This window comes from Paenibacillus sp. FSL E2-0190, from assembly GCF_037992965.1.
Taxonomy (GTDB): domain Bacteria; phylum Bacillota; class Bacilli; order Paenibacillales; family Paenibacillaceae; genus Paenibacillus_AQ; species Paenibacillus_AQ odorifer.
Genome location: NZ_CP150306.1, coordinates 4,588,280 through 4,607,800 on the forward strand (window position 1 = coordinate 4,588,280; position 19,521 = coordinate 4,607,800).

Below are 19,521 nucleotides of genomic sequence, written 5' to 3' on the forward strand. Positions count from 1 at the left end.
CTACCACCCCAATTCGGTTAGAAAGGACTGTAATTGCTGCTGCCGTTCAGGTCCGTTATCTTCGCTATAAGGGGTAAGACGCAAATCTCCCACGATGACTCCATCCCGCAAATACAATATCCGATTTCCACGCAACGCGGTTTTAAGATCATGAGTAACCATAATTATACTTTGCCCTTGTCTATTCACCTCAGTAAGGACGCGCAGTACACCTATTCCTGCTGAACTATTTAACGCACCCGTCGGCTCATCGGCGAAAACCGCTTTTGGACTGTTGATCAATGCCCGGATAATCCCCGCCCGCTGAGCTTCGCCACCTGAGATTTGCGCCGGAAACTTGCCCCAGACAGAGTCATCCAGACCTACATCAGAGAGTAGCTTTTTGGCTTTTTTTACAGCACCTGCTCTATCCTTTTGTACAAGAAAAGCACTTGATAATACATTGTCGAGGACACTCATCGTATCCAGCAGATGAATCTGCTGAAACACGAACCCACAATTCTTCCGCCGGAATATCGCAAGCTGATCATTACTCATGGCTGTGATATCCTGACCTTCAAATAGAACCTCTCCAAGTGTTGGCTTATCCATACCCGAAATGGCATACAGCAGTGTTGATTTACCAGAACCAGAGCTGCCCATGATAATCGTAAAATCACCATGATATAAGGTCAGATCCAGATTTTTCAAAACATGCTGCTGAGTTCCTCCATGGGAGAAGGTTTTTCCAAGCTTATTAGTCTGCATCAGCACTTTATTATTCACTTCGCTCATGTTGAACACTCCATTTACATTCATGCTCATTAATTGCGCTAAAAAAATCATAGCTCTACGCGAAATATAATGGCTGCAATCACAAGCTCATTCGTAATTGCAACCTTATCGTACGTTAAATGTTCTTAACATGTCTTTGTGCAATCCTTAGCTAATTCTTAATTCTGTCCTACTAAGGGAATTAGCAGTTTGACTGTAAATCCGTCCTCCCGATTGGAGCACAGAATGTCGCCTTGCATTTTTTGCATCATATAACGGGAAATGTACAGGCCTAGACCTGCACCATTCTGGCTCACGGCCAGACTGCCCCGAAAAAATTTATTGAATACTAAAGGCAGCTCCTCTTCAGGAACCCCGGGACCATAGTCCAGAATATCTACCTCCAGATAATGATCCGTGATCTCGAACTTAATATCTATGGGTGTGTCTGTGTAGGCATATTTGTAGGAATTATTCACAACATTATCGATCACCTGCTGCAACCGCAAGGGGTCCACCGTAATGAGACAGTCAGGCACAGATGCTGCTGAAATCCGTTCATAGAAATTTACATTATTTATAATTTGGATCAGCAGGTGGCTTTGCTCTTCCGTTAAGCTGACTTTAAGTTCATTTAGTTCCTCCAAGGTCGAATGGAACATATCAGTCACCAGACGATCAATCTGATCTGCTTTGGAGTACAAAGTGTTAAGCTGTCTGCCGGTCTTCTCATCCCTTGCGCTTAATAACATCAGTTCCGTGATCGCCTTTAACGAAGCAACGGGTGTTTTAATGTCATGACTGAGACTAGCAACCAGTTCCTTTTTACTTTTATTCGCCAAATATTCGCTGTGTCTAGCCGCTGCAAGCTCTTCCCGCATCATATCAAAGCTTTCGGTAAAAGCACCAAACAGATGATTACGATCCATCTCCAGCGGCACTTCCAGATCACCTCTCGCGATATGCTTCGCGAATTGCTGCATTTTGCGGAACGGACGGAGAACCGATCGATTCAGGAACCAAATATAGAGAACGCCTAGAACCGTAAGCAGAAGCAGCATCACAATAGAAACTTGTATAAATTGTTTTTTCATATGTATAAAGATCGCACGGTAATCATTATTAATAATCACCTTCCCCACCATCTTATCCTGATCAAAAACGTCCACTAGAGTATCCCGATTATTGATGGCTTCGTTAACAGTAACGGAAATCGCATTTCCCGTCTGATATTTAAGTACTCCCGCGGTATCGATAATGGCAAATTCATAAGGACTTTCCTTGTACAGCTTCGGATCAAGCTTGTCCCAGTTCTGTTCCGTGAGCTTCACAATGGTATTGATCGCCACTCTATCTGTTCCTGTCTCCACCTGCAAATTAAGAATTAGGAAGGTGAGCGCTAAACTTGCGGCAAATATAGTAAACAGAAGGGCCAACAGCAGTTTTTTTGTCATAACTATTTGTCCTCAAAAGCATAACCGATGCCCCATACTGTACGGATGTACTGAGGATCATTAGGATTCTGCTCAATCTTCTCACGTAGATGACGGATATGTACATTTAGGGTGCCATCCCCCGCAAAAACATCTCCCCATACCTCTGTAAATAACTCCTCTTTGGGGATTACCCTATTTTTCTGCTGAATCAAATAGCTGAGCAATTTATATTCCATCGTTTTCAGCTTGAGAGCTACGCCATTAAGGCTTGCCCTCCTAAGTTCGGGGTCTATCTGGATAGGGCCGGCTTGGAGGATAGCTGCCTCAGCTCTAACTTCGTTATTGTGGCGTTTAAGCACCGCCTTCACTTTTGCGAGCAGCACTCGCAGGGTATACGGCTTATGAATATAGTCATCTCCTCCGATATCAAGAGCAATCAATACATCATCTTCACTGGAGCGGGCACTAATAAACAAGATAGGAATCCCCATCGTCTGACGCAGCTCTTTGCATAACTGGAAGCCGGATTCACCGCCTAAATTAATATCTAGCAGTAACATTGAGACCTGATGCTCACGCAAAAAGCTCCGGCAGGCATCAGCGCTTGTAACAAACGCGGTTTGAACATCGAACAAATTAAAATATTCGCAAGTGGTCTCCGCAAGTTCAGTTTCATCATCAATAATTAAACAATCATATCTCATGGATTTCTCTCCGCTTCAACAGAATTTAGTATTATGTTAGAATATGCCTTTAAGGAGGGGTTACCTGTGGATAAACAATCCCAGCGTCTGGAGCAATTTTTAGATAAATACGAACAAAGCTGGCCATTGAGCGGCACAGTCTTGATAGCTCAGCATGGAGAAATCAAGCTACAAAAAGCATATGGATATGCGAATCTTGAACATCAGGTCCCGAACGCTATAGATACCAAATTCCGGATCTGGTCACTAACCAAGTCATTCACTGGCATGGCGATTCTGATGCTAAAAGAACAAAAACGTCTGCGACTGGAAGATCCGATCCTAAAATATCTTCCTGAACAGCATGCATTCGAGGGGATGACCATCCTTCATCTGCTGGGGCATACCTCGGGTATAGCCAACTACACTTCTCTACCCGAATATAATCAAAAATTAAATAAGCTTAAGCTGACTCCACTGGAGATGTTACAGCTATTTGTGAGTCAACTGCCTGCATTTATGCCTGGCACATCGTTTTCCTATAATAATTCAGGCTATTATTTATTGGGGATGATCATTGAAAAGATTACTGGCATGACATTTGAAGATTATATCACTACTTTTATATTACAGCCTCTTGGCATGGTAAATACAGGAGTTTATAACAATCAGCAAATCATTTCAAAATTAGCCTCACCTTATCATTCCTCATGGGGAGAGTATACTCAGGGTGAATACATACATATGAGCTCTATCCTGTCAGCGGGTGCCATGTATTCGACGGCTGCTGATCTTTTCCTGTGGGACCAAGCGTTATACTCCGATCAATTAGTATCCCACGATACTCTGGAGATGGCTTTTCATTCAAGTAATCTCAAATATCGATTTGGTTGGTTTTTGGACGAACGATATGATCGCAAAAGAATGTATCATGGTGGCGCTTATCGCGGCTTCCGAAGTGAAATGCACAGATATCCAGAAGAGCAGACAACCGTCATCATGTTGACCAATTATGATTGTGTCCCCATTACCAAGTTAACGGAATCTCTATCTGGATTAGTATTCGGTGAGCCTGCCGAAATGCCGATATTCCCGCGAGCCTTTCCACTTGATGATAGCATGTATGCTGAATATATGGGGACCTATGAGGGATTTGGCTGCAAAGCGAGCGTGGAGCGTAGGGGCCAGGAATATTATTTTGTCTGGAATGATGATGAGGTTACACCGTTCTATCCTATCTCTGAAAAAAGATTCCATCATACCAAGCATGACAGTGAATTTGAATTTAAACGGAATGAACAGGGTGAGCTTTCATTTCTGGGGATGAAAAAAAACAAACGAGTGCCGCATAAGCCATGAAATGGCTGCTGGGGCACCCGCCTTTTTTTCAGCTAAAGCCTAAGCCTTAGCCAAAATAATAAATTGTGTGAGCATCACGATTACCGCTGCAGACACCCCCAGCGAATTAATGATTGTTAAAGCATTTGGATAACTTTCTTTCCGAAACTGTGAGAACAAAGATACCGTCCATAACACGCTGAAAAATAACGACGACAACCCGGATACAGCTTCACTATCAATTCGTCTGCTCCGGAGAAACAATCCGGCAAGGGTGGCGACAGTATAAACAATATATATTACTAGCTCTATCGATGTGATAACGATCGCCTCGCCGGCAGAGAACAAACGCATTAACAAGTATTGAAAACCTAAACAGATAAACACAAGCTGGTTAAAAGATAGTCTCTTCACTCTCATAGCTTAGCTCCTTTAGGATATAATTTCGCAAAAGATAACGCTTACATTGTACTAGTGATTGAATATATCTTCTGTGACTTTCCATACCCTGCCAAATATTAGTCAGATAATATCCTCACATACAAAAAAGGAAGTACACTTTGCGAAAAAGATCCGCAAGGCATACTTCCTTTTTTTACGATGCGATTGTAGATTTAGACGGAATGGGACATCTTAGTTCCAAAATAGAATGAACAGTGGATTTATAAGATGTTTTCTTAAAATTAGGAGGTCATTGCTGTGAGAAACAAACAATCCATTGTCTTCGTGACCATACCATTATCCGAGATCAAGAAGTTCATCCTTATTGATATTGTTGCTGGATGGGTCTTTTATTTTGCTATAAAATTCCCCTTCCATTCCTTAATTGCCGCCTCTGCCGGAAGCATGTTTGGTCCTATCCTCATACGCCAATCCATGAAGTTAGTTCAAAATCGCGCCAAGTTTTAAGGTTTTAAGAACTGCTCAATCTGTTTTTTATGATGCTTATCATGTGGGATAAAACTTCTCAAGTACTTGCGAACGCTGAATTTTTTGCGATCTCCATCCTTATATTCCTGATTGAATTCCTCTTCCGTTAACCCTGCAGCTACATCTATGATTTTAGTTCTATAACGTACAAATTGTTCAATTAATGTTTGTTCAGATAATAATTTAGCATATTCTACAGCGTTAGCATTAAACTCGTTAAAATCCAAATGCTTGGTTGTGATCGGTTCCCGGAGAATTATTTTCTTAATCGCACCTTCATAAAAATATTTATCCCATAACATGAGATGACAGATGATATCCTTTACAGTCCATTTACCAGCTGCAATAGGCTGATTCCAATGTTTGTCTGATACTTCACCTAAAGATTCTACGAACGGGATGAGGGACTTAAATTCGAGTAACATTTGCTCATTTGTTTTTGCAGCCAGAGAGATCAACCTCCATATGAAAAATATAATAATTCAGTCACAACATCTATGCTGCGTCATCCGCAGAAGCTGCGGCCAGATCCGTATCGGTAGAGTCAGGATTCAACCAAATCTCAATTAACTCATGGGTACGCTTCACATCATTTTCGTCAAGCATGTAATACCATTGATCCTTCCGTCTGCCCTCACCCTGCAACATATGGCTTGTGATCTCAGGAGTACCCCCTTCAAGAATTACTCTTTTCGCCAAATCAAGAATAAAGTCTGACTTCATATTGGTTTGGAAATTACTTCCTGCTATTTCGATGATTTTCTGTATATTAAGGATATTATCTACTCTCTTCATCCGTTCAAGCGCAGATTTCAAAAAGATCCGCTGCCGCTCCGTTCGTTTAAAATCAGAATCCTCGCGGTATCTTACATACATTAATGCTTCAGCGCCAGAATAAATCGGTTTGTTCGGTTCAATTCTTAATTTCTCATGATCCGGGCTCTTGTTCTCAATCACCTTGGTAATCGGAAGTTCAACACCCCCTAGAGCATCTGTAACGCCCACAAGACCGTTAAAATTAATAGTAGCGTAATATTCGATAGGCGCGTTTAATAAATTTTTAACGGTGTCTACACTCATCTGAGGACCGCCATAGGAATGAGCTGCATTAATCTTGGTTTCTTTCCTAGCTCCTTTAACCTTTTCCGCTCCGATAATTTCTGCATAGGAATCGCGAGGGATCGACACGAACAATACTTTATGATCAACTGGCCGAATCACAGTATATATAATCGAATCAGAAAGCCCGTTCTCTTTTCCCCGCTGATCAGTACCCAATAGGAGGATAGAAAATGGACGATCCTTGTTATCCGCCGTTGGTTGTAATCCAGGAGCTTCAGCGTTTTCATTATTTTCTAAAGGAACGTATGATCCATCAAGCGTGTGTTCAATAGTCGGAGCCACAACATTATTAAATCCGAAAATCAGCAGTTCTTTACGAAAAACATAAGATCCTAGCCCAGCAATAAGTACGATAGCAAGCGTAAATAGCCAGATCTTTTTTTTCTTGCTGGTCTTAGTTTTCTTCTTCACCTTTTTTTTCTCAATTCTACTTAAAGAAAATGAAGAAGCTGAATGAGTAATCTGTTTATTTTTCATTCGGATCCTTAACCCTTCCTGATGACGGATTCTACCAGCCGGTAATAGGGAATCATGTAGGTTGTCTCAAAGCCTAATCTATGCGCTAAGTTGAAAGAACCTTCGTTATCCAGACGACACGCCCACACCGGCTCAAGCTGATGTTCTAGACAGTATTCTATTAAGGCTGAACAGACCGCGTAGGCATAGCCCTTCCCCCGATGTGCTTCTGAGGTTTCTATGCCAATTTCCAGTTGATGCTCATTAACAAAACCCGAAAATGCCGTAGAGGCAATTTCCCCAGCGTCAAGAATATTGAAACCCAGCCCCTCAGCAAGAAATTGCTCTTCATTCCTCCAAAACGCCTTAGGATTGACATCTCCTGTTGCCGCCAAAAACCGTTCTTTGTTCATTCGCACCACTTCAAGGTCTTGGTTAAGATAAGAAGCTTTCTGTTCCAGATATTTCTCGCGGTTAAAGCTGAAGTTGACCCTTGTATTTCTATGGAGCATTTCCTGTTCACTCCAATGAGCGATAACTTTCGGCCAGCCTCCCGCTGGATCAGCCTGCAGCAACTCTTGATGATGCCGAATCATATTTTTATTGGTTATGTAATCAAAAAGATCGCGCTTGAACTCTTCATTATCCGACTCTCCAATTAATAAAGACATTCCACAAGGGTGTGCAATGTAAAAAGCACGCGGGTTAACGATATCGTCAACATATACGCTGCCAGGTATGACTTGTTTAACCACTGACTCAGCAAACATCGTATTTATTTTCACTTTTCCTAAAGGCTCAATAGCTTTGTAATAATCTTTACGCTCTAGTCGTTTCATAATTTTCTCCTTAGATCTCACGTAATGTTTTGATAGATAACCACCAGTATGTGAGGATATTTTTTGCCGGATGACACTGTTACCTAAAATATCCCATTATTATAGACGATCTTAGGGTCGATAAGTTTCTATTTATAAGAAATTTGTGAGACAAAAAAAGACCATATCCTTTCAAGGATTGGTCTACCCTATTTATTAATGATGATCTTAGGTTTTTTTCACAATCATATCGATCTCACTCTTCAGTAAAAGATATCTGACGACACTTCTCATGATCGGAACTTTAGTCAACTTATGCTGATCTACATAACTTTTCATTTGGTCTTTAGACAGCCCGAGCAAGCTTCCCGCTTCAGACACCGTCAATACTTCTTTGTTACTTGTAGCGTTAAAGGTTTTCTTAACTTTTAAATTCCAGTCTTCAAACACCTGCATTTACATCCGCCACCTTTCTATAAAAAAATCCCCAAACGATACGTTTGGGGATTCATTTTACTACTTACAGTTTTACAACATTCTCAGCTTGTTGACCACGATTACCTTGAACTACGTTAAATTCTACACGTTGTCCTTCATCCAGGGACTTGAATCCGTCACCAGTAATAGCGCTGAAATGTACGAATACATCTTCTCCACCTTCAACCTCGATAAAACCAAAACCTTTGTCTGCGTTAAACCATTTCACTGTTCCTGTTTGCATAATATAATTACCACCTTATTTTTATTTACATGTTATTCTTATCCTCAAAAAATCTCTTGCAAAATCTCTAAAAAAATAAAAATTCACATATGGTACAAGGTTATTAACGTCTAAAGAATAACCCTCTACGCTATGTGAATTCGCCAGGTAAATACTTTCGATAGATTGATTATAACACAGCTAACACCAAATAGATACTCTACTGCATTATGAAGAAAATGGGAGGTAAGAAGGAGCTGTGCCATAATTGATTCTACGAGCGGAGACTGACCTCCTCACTTTCAAAATCCTAAAATCAACAAAACAGCGATTCTTCTGTTATCGAAGAATCGCTGTTCGGCGTTTTTTGGTCATTCGCGGCCTGCTACGACTACACATTCATTATCCTACGGGGCTTTCGGACTCGGTAGACGTTATTTACATGTTTTAATTCTTTACCGCTAGATTTCGGACTCCAGTGACGCTATTCCTTGGAAAGAGGCTCATAATAAGCATTTTTCGGTCCAATAGCTGCACTGGAGTCCGATAACATACCAAATATCGGATAATCGTACTTTTAAGGACCACTGTGTCCGTTAGCAGGTTACTAAGCGTATTTTCCAGTGACTAAGCATCTGCTTTCGACACAGCAGTCATTTTCATAGTTTTAGGTGCCAGCCCTTCTCTATATTTGAAAAGGGAATCTAAATTTTAAAGTAAGATAATTTATCCAACAGGTCTTGCACCATTGAGCTTAGTGACTCCGACGAGGCTGAGATCTCTTCCATAGAAGCAAGCTGCTCCTCAGAGGCTGCTGCTACACTTTGGGAGTCAGAGGAAGCTTCCGAAGCAAGATCGGCTAATTGTTTAACGGTAACTGAAATTTGCTCCGTTCCCGCGGTCATCTGCTGTGCAGCTGCTGAGACCTCTTGGATCTGATCGGTTACCTGTGTCATCTCTGTCAGAATCGACGTAAATAAAAGATCACTATCAGATACACTCTGCACACCAAGAATTACTTTTTCATTGCCGACAGCCATCGCTTGTGAAGCTTGATTAGTATCTTGCACCACATCTTCAACCAAAGCAGTAACTTGTTCGGCAGCTTTTTTAGTCTGATCTGCCAGCATGCGAATTTCTGAGGCCACCACCGCAAAACCTCGGCCATGTTCACCCACTCTGGACGCCTCAATAGCCGCATTTAGTGCCAACAGATTGGTCTGTTTACTTATGTTCGAAATCAAGCCGATAATCCCGCTGATCTGAGCAGATCGTTCGCCTAAACGTTCAATCGCCAGACTCGTCTCATCTACAGACAGCTTTAACTCCGACATTTGATTCACTGCCATTTGCAGCTGCGCACTGCCCTTTTTCGTCTGATCGGTAACTTCATCTGCAGACGCAGACACCGATGACGAAGAGTCAGCGATCCGTTGCACTCCAACATTCAGCTCGCTCATCGCCATTGAAGAATCACCCGCATAATCATTCTGCAGCTGCGCTCCTTCGGCTACTCGTCCAATTGCCACAGCAATTTGTTCAGCAGCTTTCCCAGTCTGCTCAGCGTTAGCTGTCAGCTCTTCAGAGGTAGCTCCCACGGACATTGATAGATCAGCGACAAGTCCAAACATTTCTCGAAGCTTATGGGTCATATGATTAAAATGTGTAGCCATTTTCCCGAATTCATCATCATTTCGAACCTGCAGGCTTTGAGTCAAATCCCCCTGAGACATCAGCTGCAATTTCTCAGATAACAAGCGAAGCGGTTTAACTACCATCAACCATAGTTGAAGACCAACAATAACAGCTAAAATCAAAATCCCAATAATCATAATGATAAAAAATTCTGTTTTAGCTTGTTCATAATCAGCCATGATAACATCCTTAGAGATCGCTGTCTGTGTGTACCAGACCTGGTCACTTCCAGGCATTGGTATCGGAACAAAAGTCCGCAGCACGTCTTCTCCCTTGGAATTTATCGTGTATCCCAGTTTGGCCTCCCCATTCTTCACACGCTTCCACAGTACTGTTTTATCTTCTGTATCACCGAATTCTTTGAGTACACTTTGAGGATCATTTGGGTTGGCTGCATATTTGCCATTAGCAGTGATTAAAGAAACATAACCTCCCAGAGGTTTATAGTTAACGGCTTCTTCCTGCAATTGGGTTAACGAAACATCGAACCCTACAGTCCCCAGAAATGCACCCGTTTTATCCAAAATTGGCAGCATGACCGAAATCATCTCTATAGCTCCACCAGTCGTCTCATAGGAGTAGGGTTCAATATATACCGGTTTTTTCTCTTTTTTTGGTAAAAGGTAATAATCACCCGCACCTTCTACATCATAATTCTTTAAGGGTTCAACCTTTATTGCACCTTGATTTCTAAAGACATAAGGAATAAAACGCCCCGTACCATCATCATATGGCATCTTATTTATATTAGCCTGATCGTTCTGATCAAAAGCATTGGGTTCCCATAATATGCTCATCCCAAAAATTTCTGGTCTGTGCTCAAGCATAGTTTTCATTGTAGAAACAACATCTTCACGGTCCAAGGTTTGACGTTCTCTTGATTCAAGGAGTACTTCAGCGAGCGCTTCACCCGTCGACTGAATGTCTATCATTCTATTCTGAATGGTCTCCGCATAACTTTTTCCTGCGACCTCTGCCTGAAGTTCACCGTTGGATATGCTCACACTACGCAGATTAGCCAGGTTTGCGACTAAACTAAAGAAAAAGATCACAATAATTACTAAACTTACCACCATAACAAATTTAAACGTTAATGAAAGCCTTCGATACAATGCCATCTGAACAACTCCACTCTAGGATAATATATCTTTAATCGACAAAATACGACCTCTATTCAATAGGACTTATTACCTATAATTCAAGGGGTGAAAATTTAAAATTCTATCCATTCCAAAAGTATGTTTAAATAAAAGTAGCCTAATCAAAAAATAACATAATACAAAGGAGTTCATGCCGATGGAAATATCCTCTTTTTTGTTGCCAAAAGATCAAGTCGCCTATATCACTAACTCACTATCCATGCTGGAAGCCTTAGAACAATTAGAACAGCACCATTACACGGCTATCCCTATTATTGATAATGAAGGAAAATATGTAGGAACACTTTCGGAGGGTGATCTATTGTGGAAGCTGAAAAACACAGCAGATTTAACCTTTGACAATATAGGGGAAGTTCCAGTAAGCGACATCCAAAAGCATGTTCATAACGAAAGTGTTCTCATTAATGCAGAAATGGAGGATATGCTGACGCTTGCTGCGGATCAGAATTTCGTTCCTGTGATTGATAATGAGGGTGTATTTGTTGGAATTATTAGGAGAAAAGATATCATTGAATATTACACTCGCAACATTACAGATTAATAAAAAATGACCAATCTCCATTACGGAGACTGGTCATTTTATTTTTCATCAAAATTACAGTTCAGTCAGGATAATCGTTCCTTGTGGGGTAATCGCTAAAGTATGCTCATATTGTGCTGACAATCCGCCGTCAATGGTACGCGCAGTCCAACCATCCGCATCAATTTTTGTTCTGTAACTGCCTGTGTTCAGCATGGGCTCAATGGTAAATACCATCCCCTCTTTAAGACGAGGCCCTCTCCCTGCTGGACCATAGTGAGGTACTTCCGGAGCTTCATGCATTTCTGAACCGATCCCGTGGCCAATAAAATCACGCACTACAGAAAACCCGTTAGACTCTGCATAAACTTGGATGGCATGCGCAACATCGCCAATACGGTTGCCTGCAACCGCCTGCTCGATTCCACGGAATAAAGATTCCTTAGTAGTGTCTAGAAGTTTGGTCGACTGTTCACTAATATTGCCAATCCCGTAAGACCAGGCCGAATCTGCCAACCAGCCGTTTAAGTTAACAACCATGTCAATGGTTACGATATCCCCGTCTTTTAGCGGCTCTTTTTTCGGGAATCCGTGGCATATTACATCATTTACAGATGCACAGGTTGCGTACGGGTACCCATTATATCCTTTTTGCTCAGGAGTAGCTCCTTGAGACAATATAAATTTTTCTGCAAATTCATCAATTTCCCAGGTCGTAATACCAGGCTGCAAAATTTGCGCAATTTGACGATGACATTCAGCGAGAATTTTTCCCGCCGCACGCATTTTTTCGATCTCTTCCATCGTTTTCATGATAATCATAATATCGCCTCTTCTGTACAGAACACATCGCTCTCGGGCAACGGTCCTTCTTTTGTATTTAGTTTACCCTTTATATTATGAAAGAAAATCGCGAGAAATCCAAATCATTAGGCAAAAAAAATTATATTTTCCTTCCTGAATCTAAAAATAACATCATTTCTTATGAGAATGTTAGATGAAAGACGAGTGCCTTATCAGCAATTTCTCTTATCTTTCTAATAAAACATAAAGTTATTGTTATCGTTAAATTATTTATTATTCCTAAAAATTCCTTTATATGTTATATTCAAAATAACTGAGGAGGTGATACATGCCTGTAATTGAGTGCATTTACTGCAACCACCTGGAGGATACGCATAATCAAAGAAGCAACCCTATTTGATTAAGGAGGAAATGTTGATGAAATTCAGAAAGCATTTTTCGTTCCGGAAAATCAGTTTGTTAGTATTAATTAGTATCCTTACTCTTTCTATTTCTTTACCTCAACAGCAGGCAGCGGCAGCAAACACTTCTGTTAAAGGTTTTTATGTAAGCGGTACCACTTTATACGATGCTACTGGCAGTCCTTTTGTAATGCGTGGGGTGAATCATGCACACACTTGGTACAAAAACGATCTGGCTACTGCAATACCGGCCATCGCAGCGACTGGCTCCAATACCGTCAGAATTGTACTTTCTAATGGCAGCAAGTGGTCTCTCGATACTTTAGCTGATGTCCAAAATATTCTTAAGCTTTGTGATCAGTATAAAATGATTGCCATGCTGGAAGTGCATGATGCTACGGGCTCAGACAACACCTCTGATCTTAACGCTGCAGTAAACTATTGGATCAGCATCAAGGATGCTTTGATCGGTAAAGAAGATCGTGTCATTGTGAATATTGCTAATGAATGGTACGGTTCTTGGAACACTGCAACATGGGCTAGTGGATACCAAGCGGCAATTCCTGCGTTAAGAAATGCGGGCATTAAGAACACTTTAGTTGTAGATGCAGCGGGATGGGGTCAATACCCACAATCTATCTTCACTAGTGGTCAGGCTGTATTTAATTCAGATACCTTAAAAAACACTATTTTCTCAATTCATATGTACGAATATGCTGGAGGTAATGCTGCTACAGTTAAGAGTAATATCGATAGTGCCTTGGCTATTGGAGCCCCTGTGATTATCGGCGAATTCGGTGACAAGCACACGGGTGGAGATGTCGATGAAGCCACCATTATGAGCTACACGAAGGAAAAAAAGGTGGGCTGGCTCGCCTGGTCCTGGTATGGTAATGGCGGAGGCGTTGAATATCTGGATCTAGCCAGCGGTCCAGCAGGAACACTCAGCAACTGGGGAAATACAGTCGTTAATGGAGCAAACGGAACCTTAGCAACCTCCGTGCTTAATAAAATTTACACAACACCTGGTTACCAACCTGTGCCGGATGGTGGCACTACTCCTACACCTACACCTACACCTACAGTAACACCAACACCAACAGCTACACCTACGCCAACACCAACACCAACACCAACAGCTACACCTACGTCAACACCTACACCTACACCTACAGTAACACCTACAGCCACTCCTACCGGCTCGCCAACCAGTAATCTGGCACTTTACTACCGTGCAGCAGATACCAATGCTACTGATAACTCAATCAAGCCCTACTTCAACATCTATAACAACGGAACAACGGCAGTCAATTTAAATGGACTGAAAATTCGTTATTACTTTACTAAAGATGGAAGCACCTCTCTCAATGGAGTAATCGATTGGGCGCAGGTCGGTGCTTCTAATATATCGGTTGCCCTCGGGTCCACAAGTGGGACGAACGCCGACTCTTACGTTGAGCTTACTTTCAATGCTAGCGCGGGCTCCATACCTGCCGGTGGACAATCAGGAGAAATCCAATTACGCGTGCACAAAAGCGACTGGTCTAACTTCAATGAAGCAAATGACTATTCGTTCGATCCAACCAAAGTTTCCTTCAGCACTTGGAACAAAGTAACCCTGTATCAAAACGATGTACTGATCTCCGGTATCGCTCCTTAAAAACATAAACCAGCGAGCCTCCCGGAATTGGAGACTTGCTGGTTTTTAAATTGAATCTGTTGTAGCGCAGATGTTGGGATCTTACTAGATTATTGTAGATCAAATGAAGGCTGCTGCTAGATTTGTCAGTCAACGGTGATCTACTGCTGTTAGCCTGCTGCCGGACTGTTACTACTCTGATGTTAGTCTACCGCTGGACTGTTACTACTTTGATGATAGTTTACTGCTGCTCGTCTATTGTTCCGCTAGTCGTTTGCTGCTCTTTTGTTTGGCTGTTCTGCGTACTACTCCACTATTGCTCCTACTGATCTAATCTAATTTTACTCTTTCACCATCTAATGTTATTTTACTATCGATGTAATTCGACCCTTTCACCACTCTGATGTTAGTCTACTGTCGCTCGTCTATTGTTCCGCTAGTCGGTTGCTTCTCTTTTATTTGGCTGTTCTGCGTTACTTCACTATTGCTCCTGCTGTTCTGCGTATTACTCTACAATTGCTCCTACTGCGCTAATTTCACTCTGTCCCACTATCTAATATGACCCTTTCACTACTCTAATGTTAGTCTACTACCGCTCGTCTGCGCTCATCTGCCGTTCTTTACCTTTTGAGCGCTTTGTTGTGATTTTCGGACTCAGATGACGCTATTTTTGCGATTTAAGCCGTTTTGAGCAACTTTCGGACTGGAGAGCCGCTATTCCTCTGAAAAAGGCCTATTTCGGCCTCTTTTCATCCCCATAACGGCGCTGGTGTCCGAATACTCGGCAAATTGGCAAGATTTCAGGAAATAAGGGCTCCTGAGTCCGTCACCTTGTTAGTCTACTGCCGCTCGTTGCGCTCATCTGCTGCTCATCTACTACTCATCTCGCTCATCTGCTGCTCATCTGCCGTTCTTTACCTTTTGAGCGCTTTGTTGTGATTTTCGGACTCAGATGACGCTATTTGTGCGATTTAAGCCGTTTTGAGCAACTTTCGGACTGGAGAGACCTTATTCCTCTGAAAAAGGCCTATTTCAGCCTCTTTTCATACCCTTAACGGCGCTGGTGTCCGAACACTCGGCAAATTGGCAAGATTTCAGGAAATAAGGGCTCCTGAGTCCGTCACCTTGTTAGTCTACTGCCGCTCGTTGCGCTCATCTACTGCTCATCTACTGCTCTACTATCGCTCATCTAATACTCATCTGCTACTCGTCTGCGCTCATCTGCCCCTCATCTACTACTCATCTACTACTCATCTTCTATTCGTCTGCGCTCACCTACCGTTCTTTACCTCTGGAGCATTATGTGTACGACACGACACCTCGCGCATCTAACTACGACCAAACCACAAAAATCCCGGCAGCCATCAACTGGCCCCGGGACATTTTTTAAATCTACTTTCATTTAGTCATGGAAATTAAGTCCAGAGGTAACGGCTTTAACATAGTCTGCACGGATCACGAAATCTCCAAAATGCTCGCCTTGTTGACGTTCTTTGGCATATCGGTGAAGAATAGGTTCAAGCGTCTCTAGGATCTCCTTCTCATCTATGTTTTCTTTATACATTTTATTGAGGCGATCACCCGTAAAGCCTGCTCCTAAATACATATTGTATCTGCCAGGAGCCTTGCCGATAAACGAGATTTCACCCAGCGCCGGTCTAGCACATCCATTAGGGCAGCCGGTCATTCGGATCACAATTTCCTCGTCACGCAAACCAGCCTTATCTATAACAAGCTCCAGCTTATCTATCAACGAAGGCAGGTACCGTTCCGCTTCAGCCATCGCAAGTCCGCAGGTTGGCAGTGCTACACAGGACATGGAGCTGCGCCGCAATGCAGAAAGATGTGCTCCATCTGTTAGTCCATGCTGTTTAGCCAGCTCAGCTACTTTGCGTTTTTTGGCAGTAGTGACGTTGGCAATCGTTAGATTCTGATTCGGCGTTAGCCGGAAATCTCCAGTATGAATCTTAGCAATCTCCCGCAAGCCACTCATCAAGGTGTATCCTTCTTGGTCATGAATCCGTCCGCTTTGGATATAAAGTGTCAGATTCCATTTTCCGTTGGTCCCCTTCACCCAGCCGTAACGGTCTCCGTTGTGATCAAAATGATAATCACGTGCTGCTTCAAGCTGCCATCCGAGTCTTTCATGCAGTTCGTCTACGAACCAATCCAGACCATGGCGGTCAATTGTATATTTGAACCGTGCATTTTTGCGGACAGAACGATTACCATAATCCCGCTGGATCGTTACGGTCTTTTCTGCCACATCAATCAACTGTTCCGGACGGCAAAAACCAATTATACGTCCCAACTGAGGATAAGTACTGGTATCGCCATGAGTCATCCCCATACCGCCGCCTACAGAAACGTTGAAGCCGACTAGCTTCTCATTTTCCAGAATAGCGATAAAACCCAGATCTTGCGAGAATACATCCACATCATTAGAAGGAGGCACCGCTAGACCAATCTTGAATTTACGCGGTAAATATACCGGTCCATAGATCGGTTCTACTTCCGCACGTTCGCCTAAGCTATCTACTACCTTCTCACCGTCCAACCAGATTTCATGGTAAGCAGGCGTACGTGGTGATAAGTGATCACTTACTTTGCGCGCCCATTCGTAGACCTCTGCATGCACCTCTGACTGGTAAGGATTCGGATTACTCATTACGTTACGGTTAACATCGCCGCAAGCTGCCAGCGTCGTCATCAGCGTATCATTAATGCTGCGAATGGTTTTCTTAAGATTCCATTTGAGTACCCCATGCATTTGAAACGCCTGTCTGGTAGTCAGACGTAAGGTTCCATTGCCGTATTTTTGTGCCAGATCATCCATCACTAGCCACTGCTCTGGTGTCGCTACCCCGCCTGGGGCAACTACACGAAGCATGAACTGGAATGCAGGCTCCAGCTTTTGCCGTTCGCGCTCGTTGCGTAAATCCCGATCGTCCTGCATATAGCTTCCGTGAAATTTCAGCAGCCGATTATCATCTTCCGGCAAGCCTCCGGTAATCGGATTGCTTAATGTCTCAACAAGCGCGCCCCGCAGATAGTTACTCTCTTGCTTAATGTGCTCAACATCGCTTGGAGGCCCGCCGATCGGCTTAACCTTTTCATTGTTTGCCATTGTTGTTATCTCCCCCCGAAGTCATTCGATAACTTTCCTCTATCCATTAGTAAACATCACGTTGGTAGCGCTGCGCCTGCTGCATATTATCCAAATAAGCTGCCGCTTCTTCAGGACTCAAACCACCCTCATGCTGGATGACAGTAATCAGAGCAGAATGAACATCATGTGCCATATGCTTCTCGTCTCCGCAAATGTAAATATGAGCTCCCGCTTGCAGCCATTCGTAGACCTCGCGGCTCTTTTCCAGAATGCGATGCTGAACATATACTTTCTCTTCGGTATCACGGGAGAAAGCAACATCCAGCTTAGTTAACAAGCCGTCTTTAAGCATTCTCTGCCAGTCCGTCTGATAGAGGAAGTCCGTCACAAAATGCCGATCTCCGTAGAACAGCCATGATTTACCTTCCGCCCCAAGCTCGCCACGTTCCTCCAGGAAAGAGCGGAAGGGTGCTACACCTGTGCCCGGTCCAATCATAATGATCGGTGCATCAGGATTCGTCGGAAGCTTAAAGTTCGGATTATGTTGAATGTAGATGGGCAACGTATCTCCCGGCTGGACTCTTTCAGCACAATGTACCGAGCAGACCCCATAACGCTCACGGCCATGTGCCTCATAACGTACAGCTCTAACCGTTAAATGAACCTCATCTGGATTAGCTTTATAACTGCTGGCAATTGAATAGAGTCGTGCCGGAAGCTTGCGCAAAATAGTCACAAAGCTACTGGCCGAACCCTCCCATGGAGAGAAGTCCTGAACTAAATCGAGCAGATCGCGGCCTTGAATATATTCCTTAAGCTGTTGCGCACGTTCTGGCGACAATAGATCACTTAATTGGTTAGAAGAAGATAACTTCGCCGCTTGTTCAAGTAACGGTTTGGTCAATACAGTGATTTCATAGTGGTGAAGAAGGGCCTCACGTAAGGTGCCGTCTTCCCCTTTTTTATTAAATGGAACAATATCATTAGGATTCCAGCCCATAGTATGAATAATAGCGTCTACCAATTCAGGATGATTCTCCGGATAGACACCCAGCGCATCCCCTGGCTCAAATTGTATGTTAGAACCTTCTAGGGATAGCTCCAAATGGCGGGTCTCCCGGTCGGAACCACGTCCGTTCAGATTTAGATTCTCTAATACTTCCGCTTTAAAAGGATTGTTGCGGGTATACAAAGGCTCCTGAGAATCTGCGTCTTCCGCAGCTTGAACCGCTTTTGCCGCAATGGCCGGAGCATTTAAATGTGCATTTAAGGCACTAATGACGCCTTCAAACCACTCGGTAACCGAATCATCATAATCAAGATCACAATCCACACGCGGACTTAACCGCTTGCCGCCAAGTTCCTCAAGCCGCTGATCGAAGTCCTTGCCGGTCTGACAAAAGAATTCATAGGAGGTATCCCCCAGTGCCAGCACTGAGAACTTCAGATTCTCTAATTGAGGAGCTCTTTTGCTATAGAGAAATTCATGGAACATCCGTGCATTATCTGGCGGCTCGCCTTCACCGTGTGTACTGACCAGCAATAGGAGGTTCTCAACCTTCTTAAGCGCATTAGGCTTAAAGCTGTTCATCGCAGTGAGTGTGACCTGAAATCCTTGCTCCTCCAGCTTGCGGGACAAGCTCCCAGCCAGCCGTTGGCAGTTCCCTGTCTGGGACCCAAACAACACGGTCACTTCACGTGAAGCTGCAGGTTGACTAACGGCACTACCTTCCACATTTCCTATCGTATTTGATTGTACTGCTTGAACCCCGGCACTTGCCGATGGTGCAGTAGTAAAGCCCATGGCTGACAAATAACCGCTAAGCCATATTTGCTGTGTCTCCGTTAAGGATGGTAGAAGACGATTGAGTAGCTCGACTTGGCTCTCGTTAAAAGGACTGTTCGTTACCTGTAGTTGCAACAATATCCACCTCTCCTAAACATGAAATCTTCTGAT

17 protein-coding genes are annotated in these 19,521 nt (G+C 43.1%); 4 read left to right on the plus strand and 13 right to left on the minus strand.

The window, feature by feature from the left end:
* The 3 genes from NST25_RS20280 to NST25_RS20290 all read right to left on the minus strand — a co-directional run bounded on the left by NST25_RS20280 (position 1) and on the right by NST25_RS20290 (position 2,893).
* Complete coding sequence (locus NST25_RS20280) at positions 1-774, minus strand: ABC transporter ATP-binding protein (protein ID WP_076183127.1); 774 nt, start codon at positions 772-774, stop codon at positions 1-3.
* A gap of 158 nt (positions 775-932) precedes the next feature.
* On the minus strand, positions 933-2,207 hold the full coding sequence (locus NST25_RS20285) for a HAMP domain-containing sensor histidine kinase (protein ID WP_076301763.1): 1,275 nt from the start codon (positions 2,205-2,207) through the stop codon (positions 933-935).
* A 2-nt stretch (positions 2,208-2,209) separates the two neighbouring features.
* Entirely contained in the window at positions 2,210-2,893 is a 684-nt protein-coding gene (locus NST25_RS20290; protein ID WP_076301764.1) for a response regulator transcription factor, read from the minus strand.
* 66 nt (positions 2,894-2,959) lie between these two features.
* Here NST25_RS20290 and NST25_RS20295 point away from each other — a divergent pair, with 66 nt between their 5' ends.
* Positions 2,960-4,231: a serine hydrolase domain-containing protein gene (locus NST25_RS20295; protein WP_339187763.1), complete on the plus strand. Its 1,272-nt coding sequence runs from the start codon at positions 2,960-2,962 to the stop codon at positions 4,229-4,231.
* Between the two features lie 39 nt (positions 4,232-4,270).
* On the opposite strand, the gene NST25_RS20300 is transcribed toward NST25_RS20295, so the two are convergent.
* Complete coding sequence (locus NST25_RS20300; protein WP_076129905.1) at positions 4,271-4,630, minus strand: hypothetical protein; 360 nt, start codon at positions 4,628-4,630, stop codon at positions 4,271-4,273.
* Positions 4,631-4,909: 279 nt separating this feature from the next.
* Here NST25_RS20300 and NST25_RS20305 point away from each other — a divergent pair, with 279 nt between their 5' ends.
* Positions 4,910-5,119, plus strand: a complete 210-nt coding sequence (locus NST25_RS20305; RefSeq protein ID WP_076100132.1) for a hypothetical protein — start codon at positions 4,910-4,912, stop codon at positions 5,117-5,119.
* Here the strand turns inward: NST25_RS20305 and NST25_RS20310 are convergent.
* From NST25_RS20310 to NST25_RS20335, 6 genes are all read right to left on the minus strand, one after another.
* Complete coding sequence (locus NST25_RS20310; protein ID WP_175617285.1) at positions 5,116-5,598, minus strand: DinB family protein; 483 nt, start codon at positions 5,596-5,598, stop codon at positions 5,116-5,118. The genes NST25_RS20305 and NST25_RS20310 overlap by 4 nt on opposite strands.
* A gap of 37 nt (positions 5,599-5,635) precedes the next feature.
* Entirely contained in the window at positions 5,636-6,739 is a 1,104-nt protein-coding gene (locus NST25_RS20315; RefSeq protein ID WP_081383220.1) for an LCP family protein, read from the minus strand.
* Between the two features lie 8 nt (positions 6,740-6,747).
* Positions 6,748-7,557 (minus strand): GNAT family N-acetyltransferase, encoded by an 810-nt coding sequence (locus NST25_RS20320; protein ID WP_339187766.1) that lies wholly within the window; start codon positions 7,555-7,557, stop codon positions 6,748-6,750.
* Between the two features lie 207 nt (positions 7,558-7,764).
* A complete protein-coding gene (locus NST25_RS20325) occupies positions 7,765-7,992 on the minus strand; it encodes a hypothetical protein (RefSeq protein ID WP_038572358.1) in 228 nt (75 codons plus the stop codon).
* 64 nt (positions 7,993-8,056) lie between these two features.
* Positions 8,057-8,257 (minus strand): cold-shock protein, encoded by a 201-nt coding sequence (locus NST25_RS20330; protein WP_036685790.1) that lies wholly within the window; start codon positions 8,255-8,257, stop codon positions 8,057-8,059.
* A 683-nt stretch (positions 8,258-8,940) separates the two neighbouring features.
* Positions 8,941-11,049 carry a methyl-accepting chemotaxis protein gene (locus NST25_RS20335; protein WP_339168704.1) on the minus strand — a complete coding sequence of 703 codons (2,109 nt, stop codon included), beginning with the start codon at positions 11,047-11,049 and terminating at the stop codon, positions 8,941-8,943.
* Positions 11,050-11,227: 178 nt separating this feature from the next.
* Here NST25_RS20335 and NST25_RS20340 point away from each other — a divergent pair, with 178 nt between their 5' ends.
* On the plus strand, positions 11,228-11,632 hold the full coding sequence (locus NST25_RS20340; RefSeq protein ID WP_038572361.1) for a CBS domain-containing protein: 405 nt from the start codon (positions 11,228-11,230) through the stop codon (positions 11,630-11,632).
* 54 nt (positions 11,633-11,686) lie between these two features.
* Here NST25_RS20340 and map read toward each other — a convergent pair whose 3' ends face one another.
* Entirely contained in the window at positions 11,687-12,433 is a 747-nt protein-coding gene (gene map, locus NST25_RS20345) for a type I methionyl aminopeptidase (RefSeq protein WP_076278759.1), read from the minus strand.
* A gap of 399 nt (positions 12,434-12,832) precedes the next feature.
* On the opposite strand from map, the gene NST25_RS20350 reads away from it, so the two are divergent.
* Complete coding sequence (locus tag NST25_RS20350; RefSeq protein ID WP_339187768.1) at positions 12,833-14,476, plus strand: cellulase family glycosylhydrolase; 1,644 nt, start codon at positions 12,833-12,835, stop codon at positions 14,474-14,476.
* 1,381 nt (positions 14,477-15,857) lie between these two features.
* On the opposite strand, the gene cysI is transcribed toward NST25_RS20350, so the two are convergent.
* Both cysI and NST25_RS20360 read right to left on the minus strand, forming a co-directional pair.
* On the minus strand, positions 15,858-17,582 hold the full coding sequence (cysI, locus tag NST25_RS20355) for an assimilatory sulfite reductase (NADPH) hemoprotein subunit (protein WP_076281461.1): 1,725 nt from the start codon (positions 17,580-17,582) through the stop codon (positions 15,858-15,860).
* 46 nt (positions 17,583-17,628) lie between these two features.
* The gene (locus NST25_RS20360) at positions 17,629-19,485 is read right to left on the minus strand and encodes an assimilatory sulfite reductase (NADPH) flavoprotein subunit (RefSeq protein WP_340394443.1); all 1,857 of its coding nucleotides are present in this window, start codon (positions 19,483-19,485) and stop codon (positions 17,629-17,631) included.
* Between the last annotated feature and the right edge of the window lie 36 nt (positions 19,486-19,521).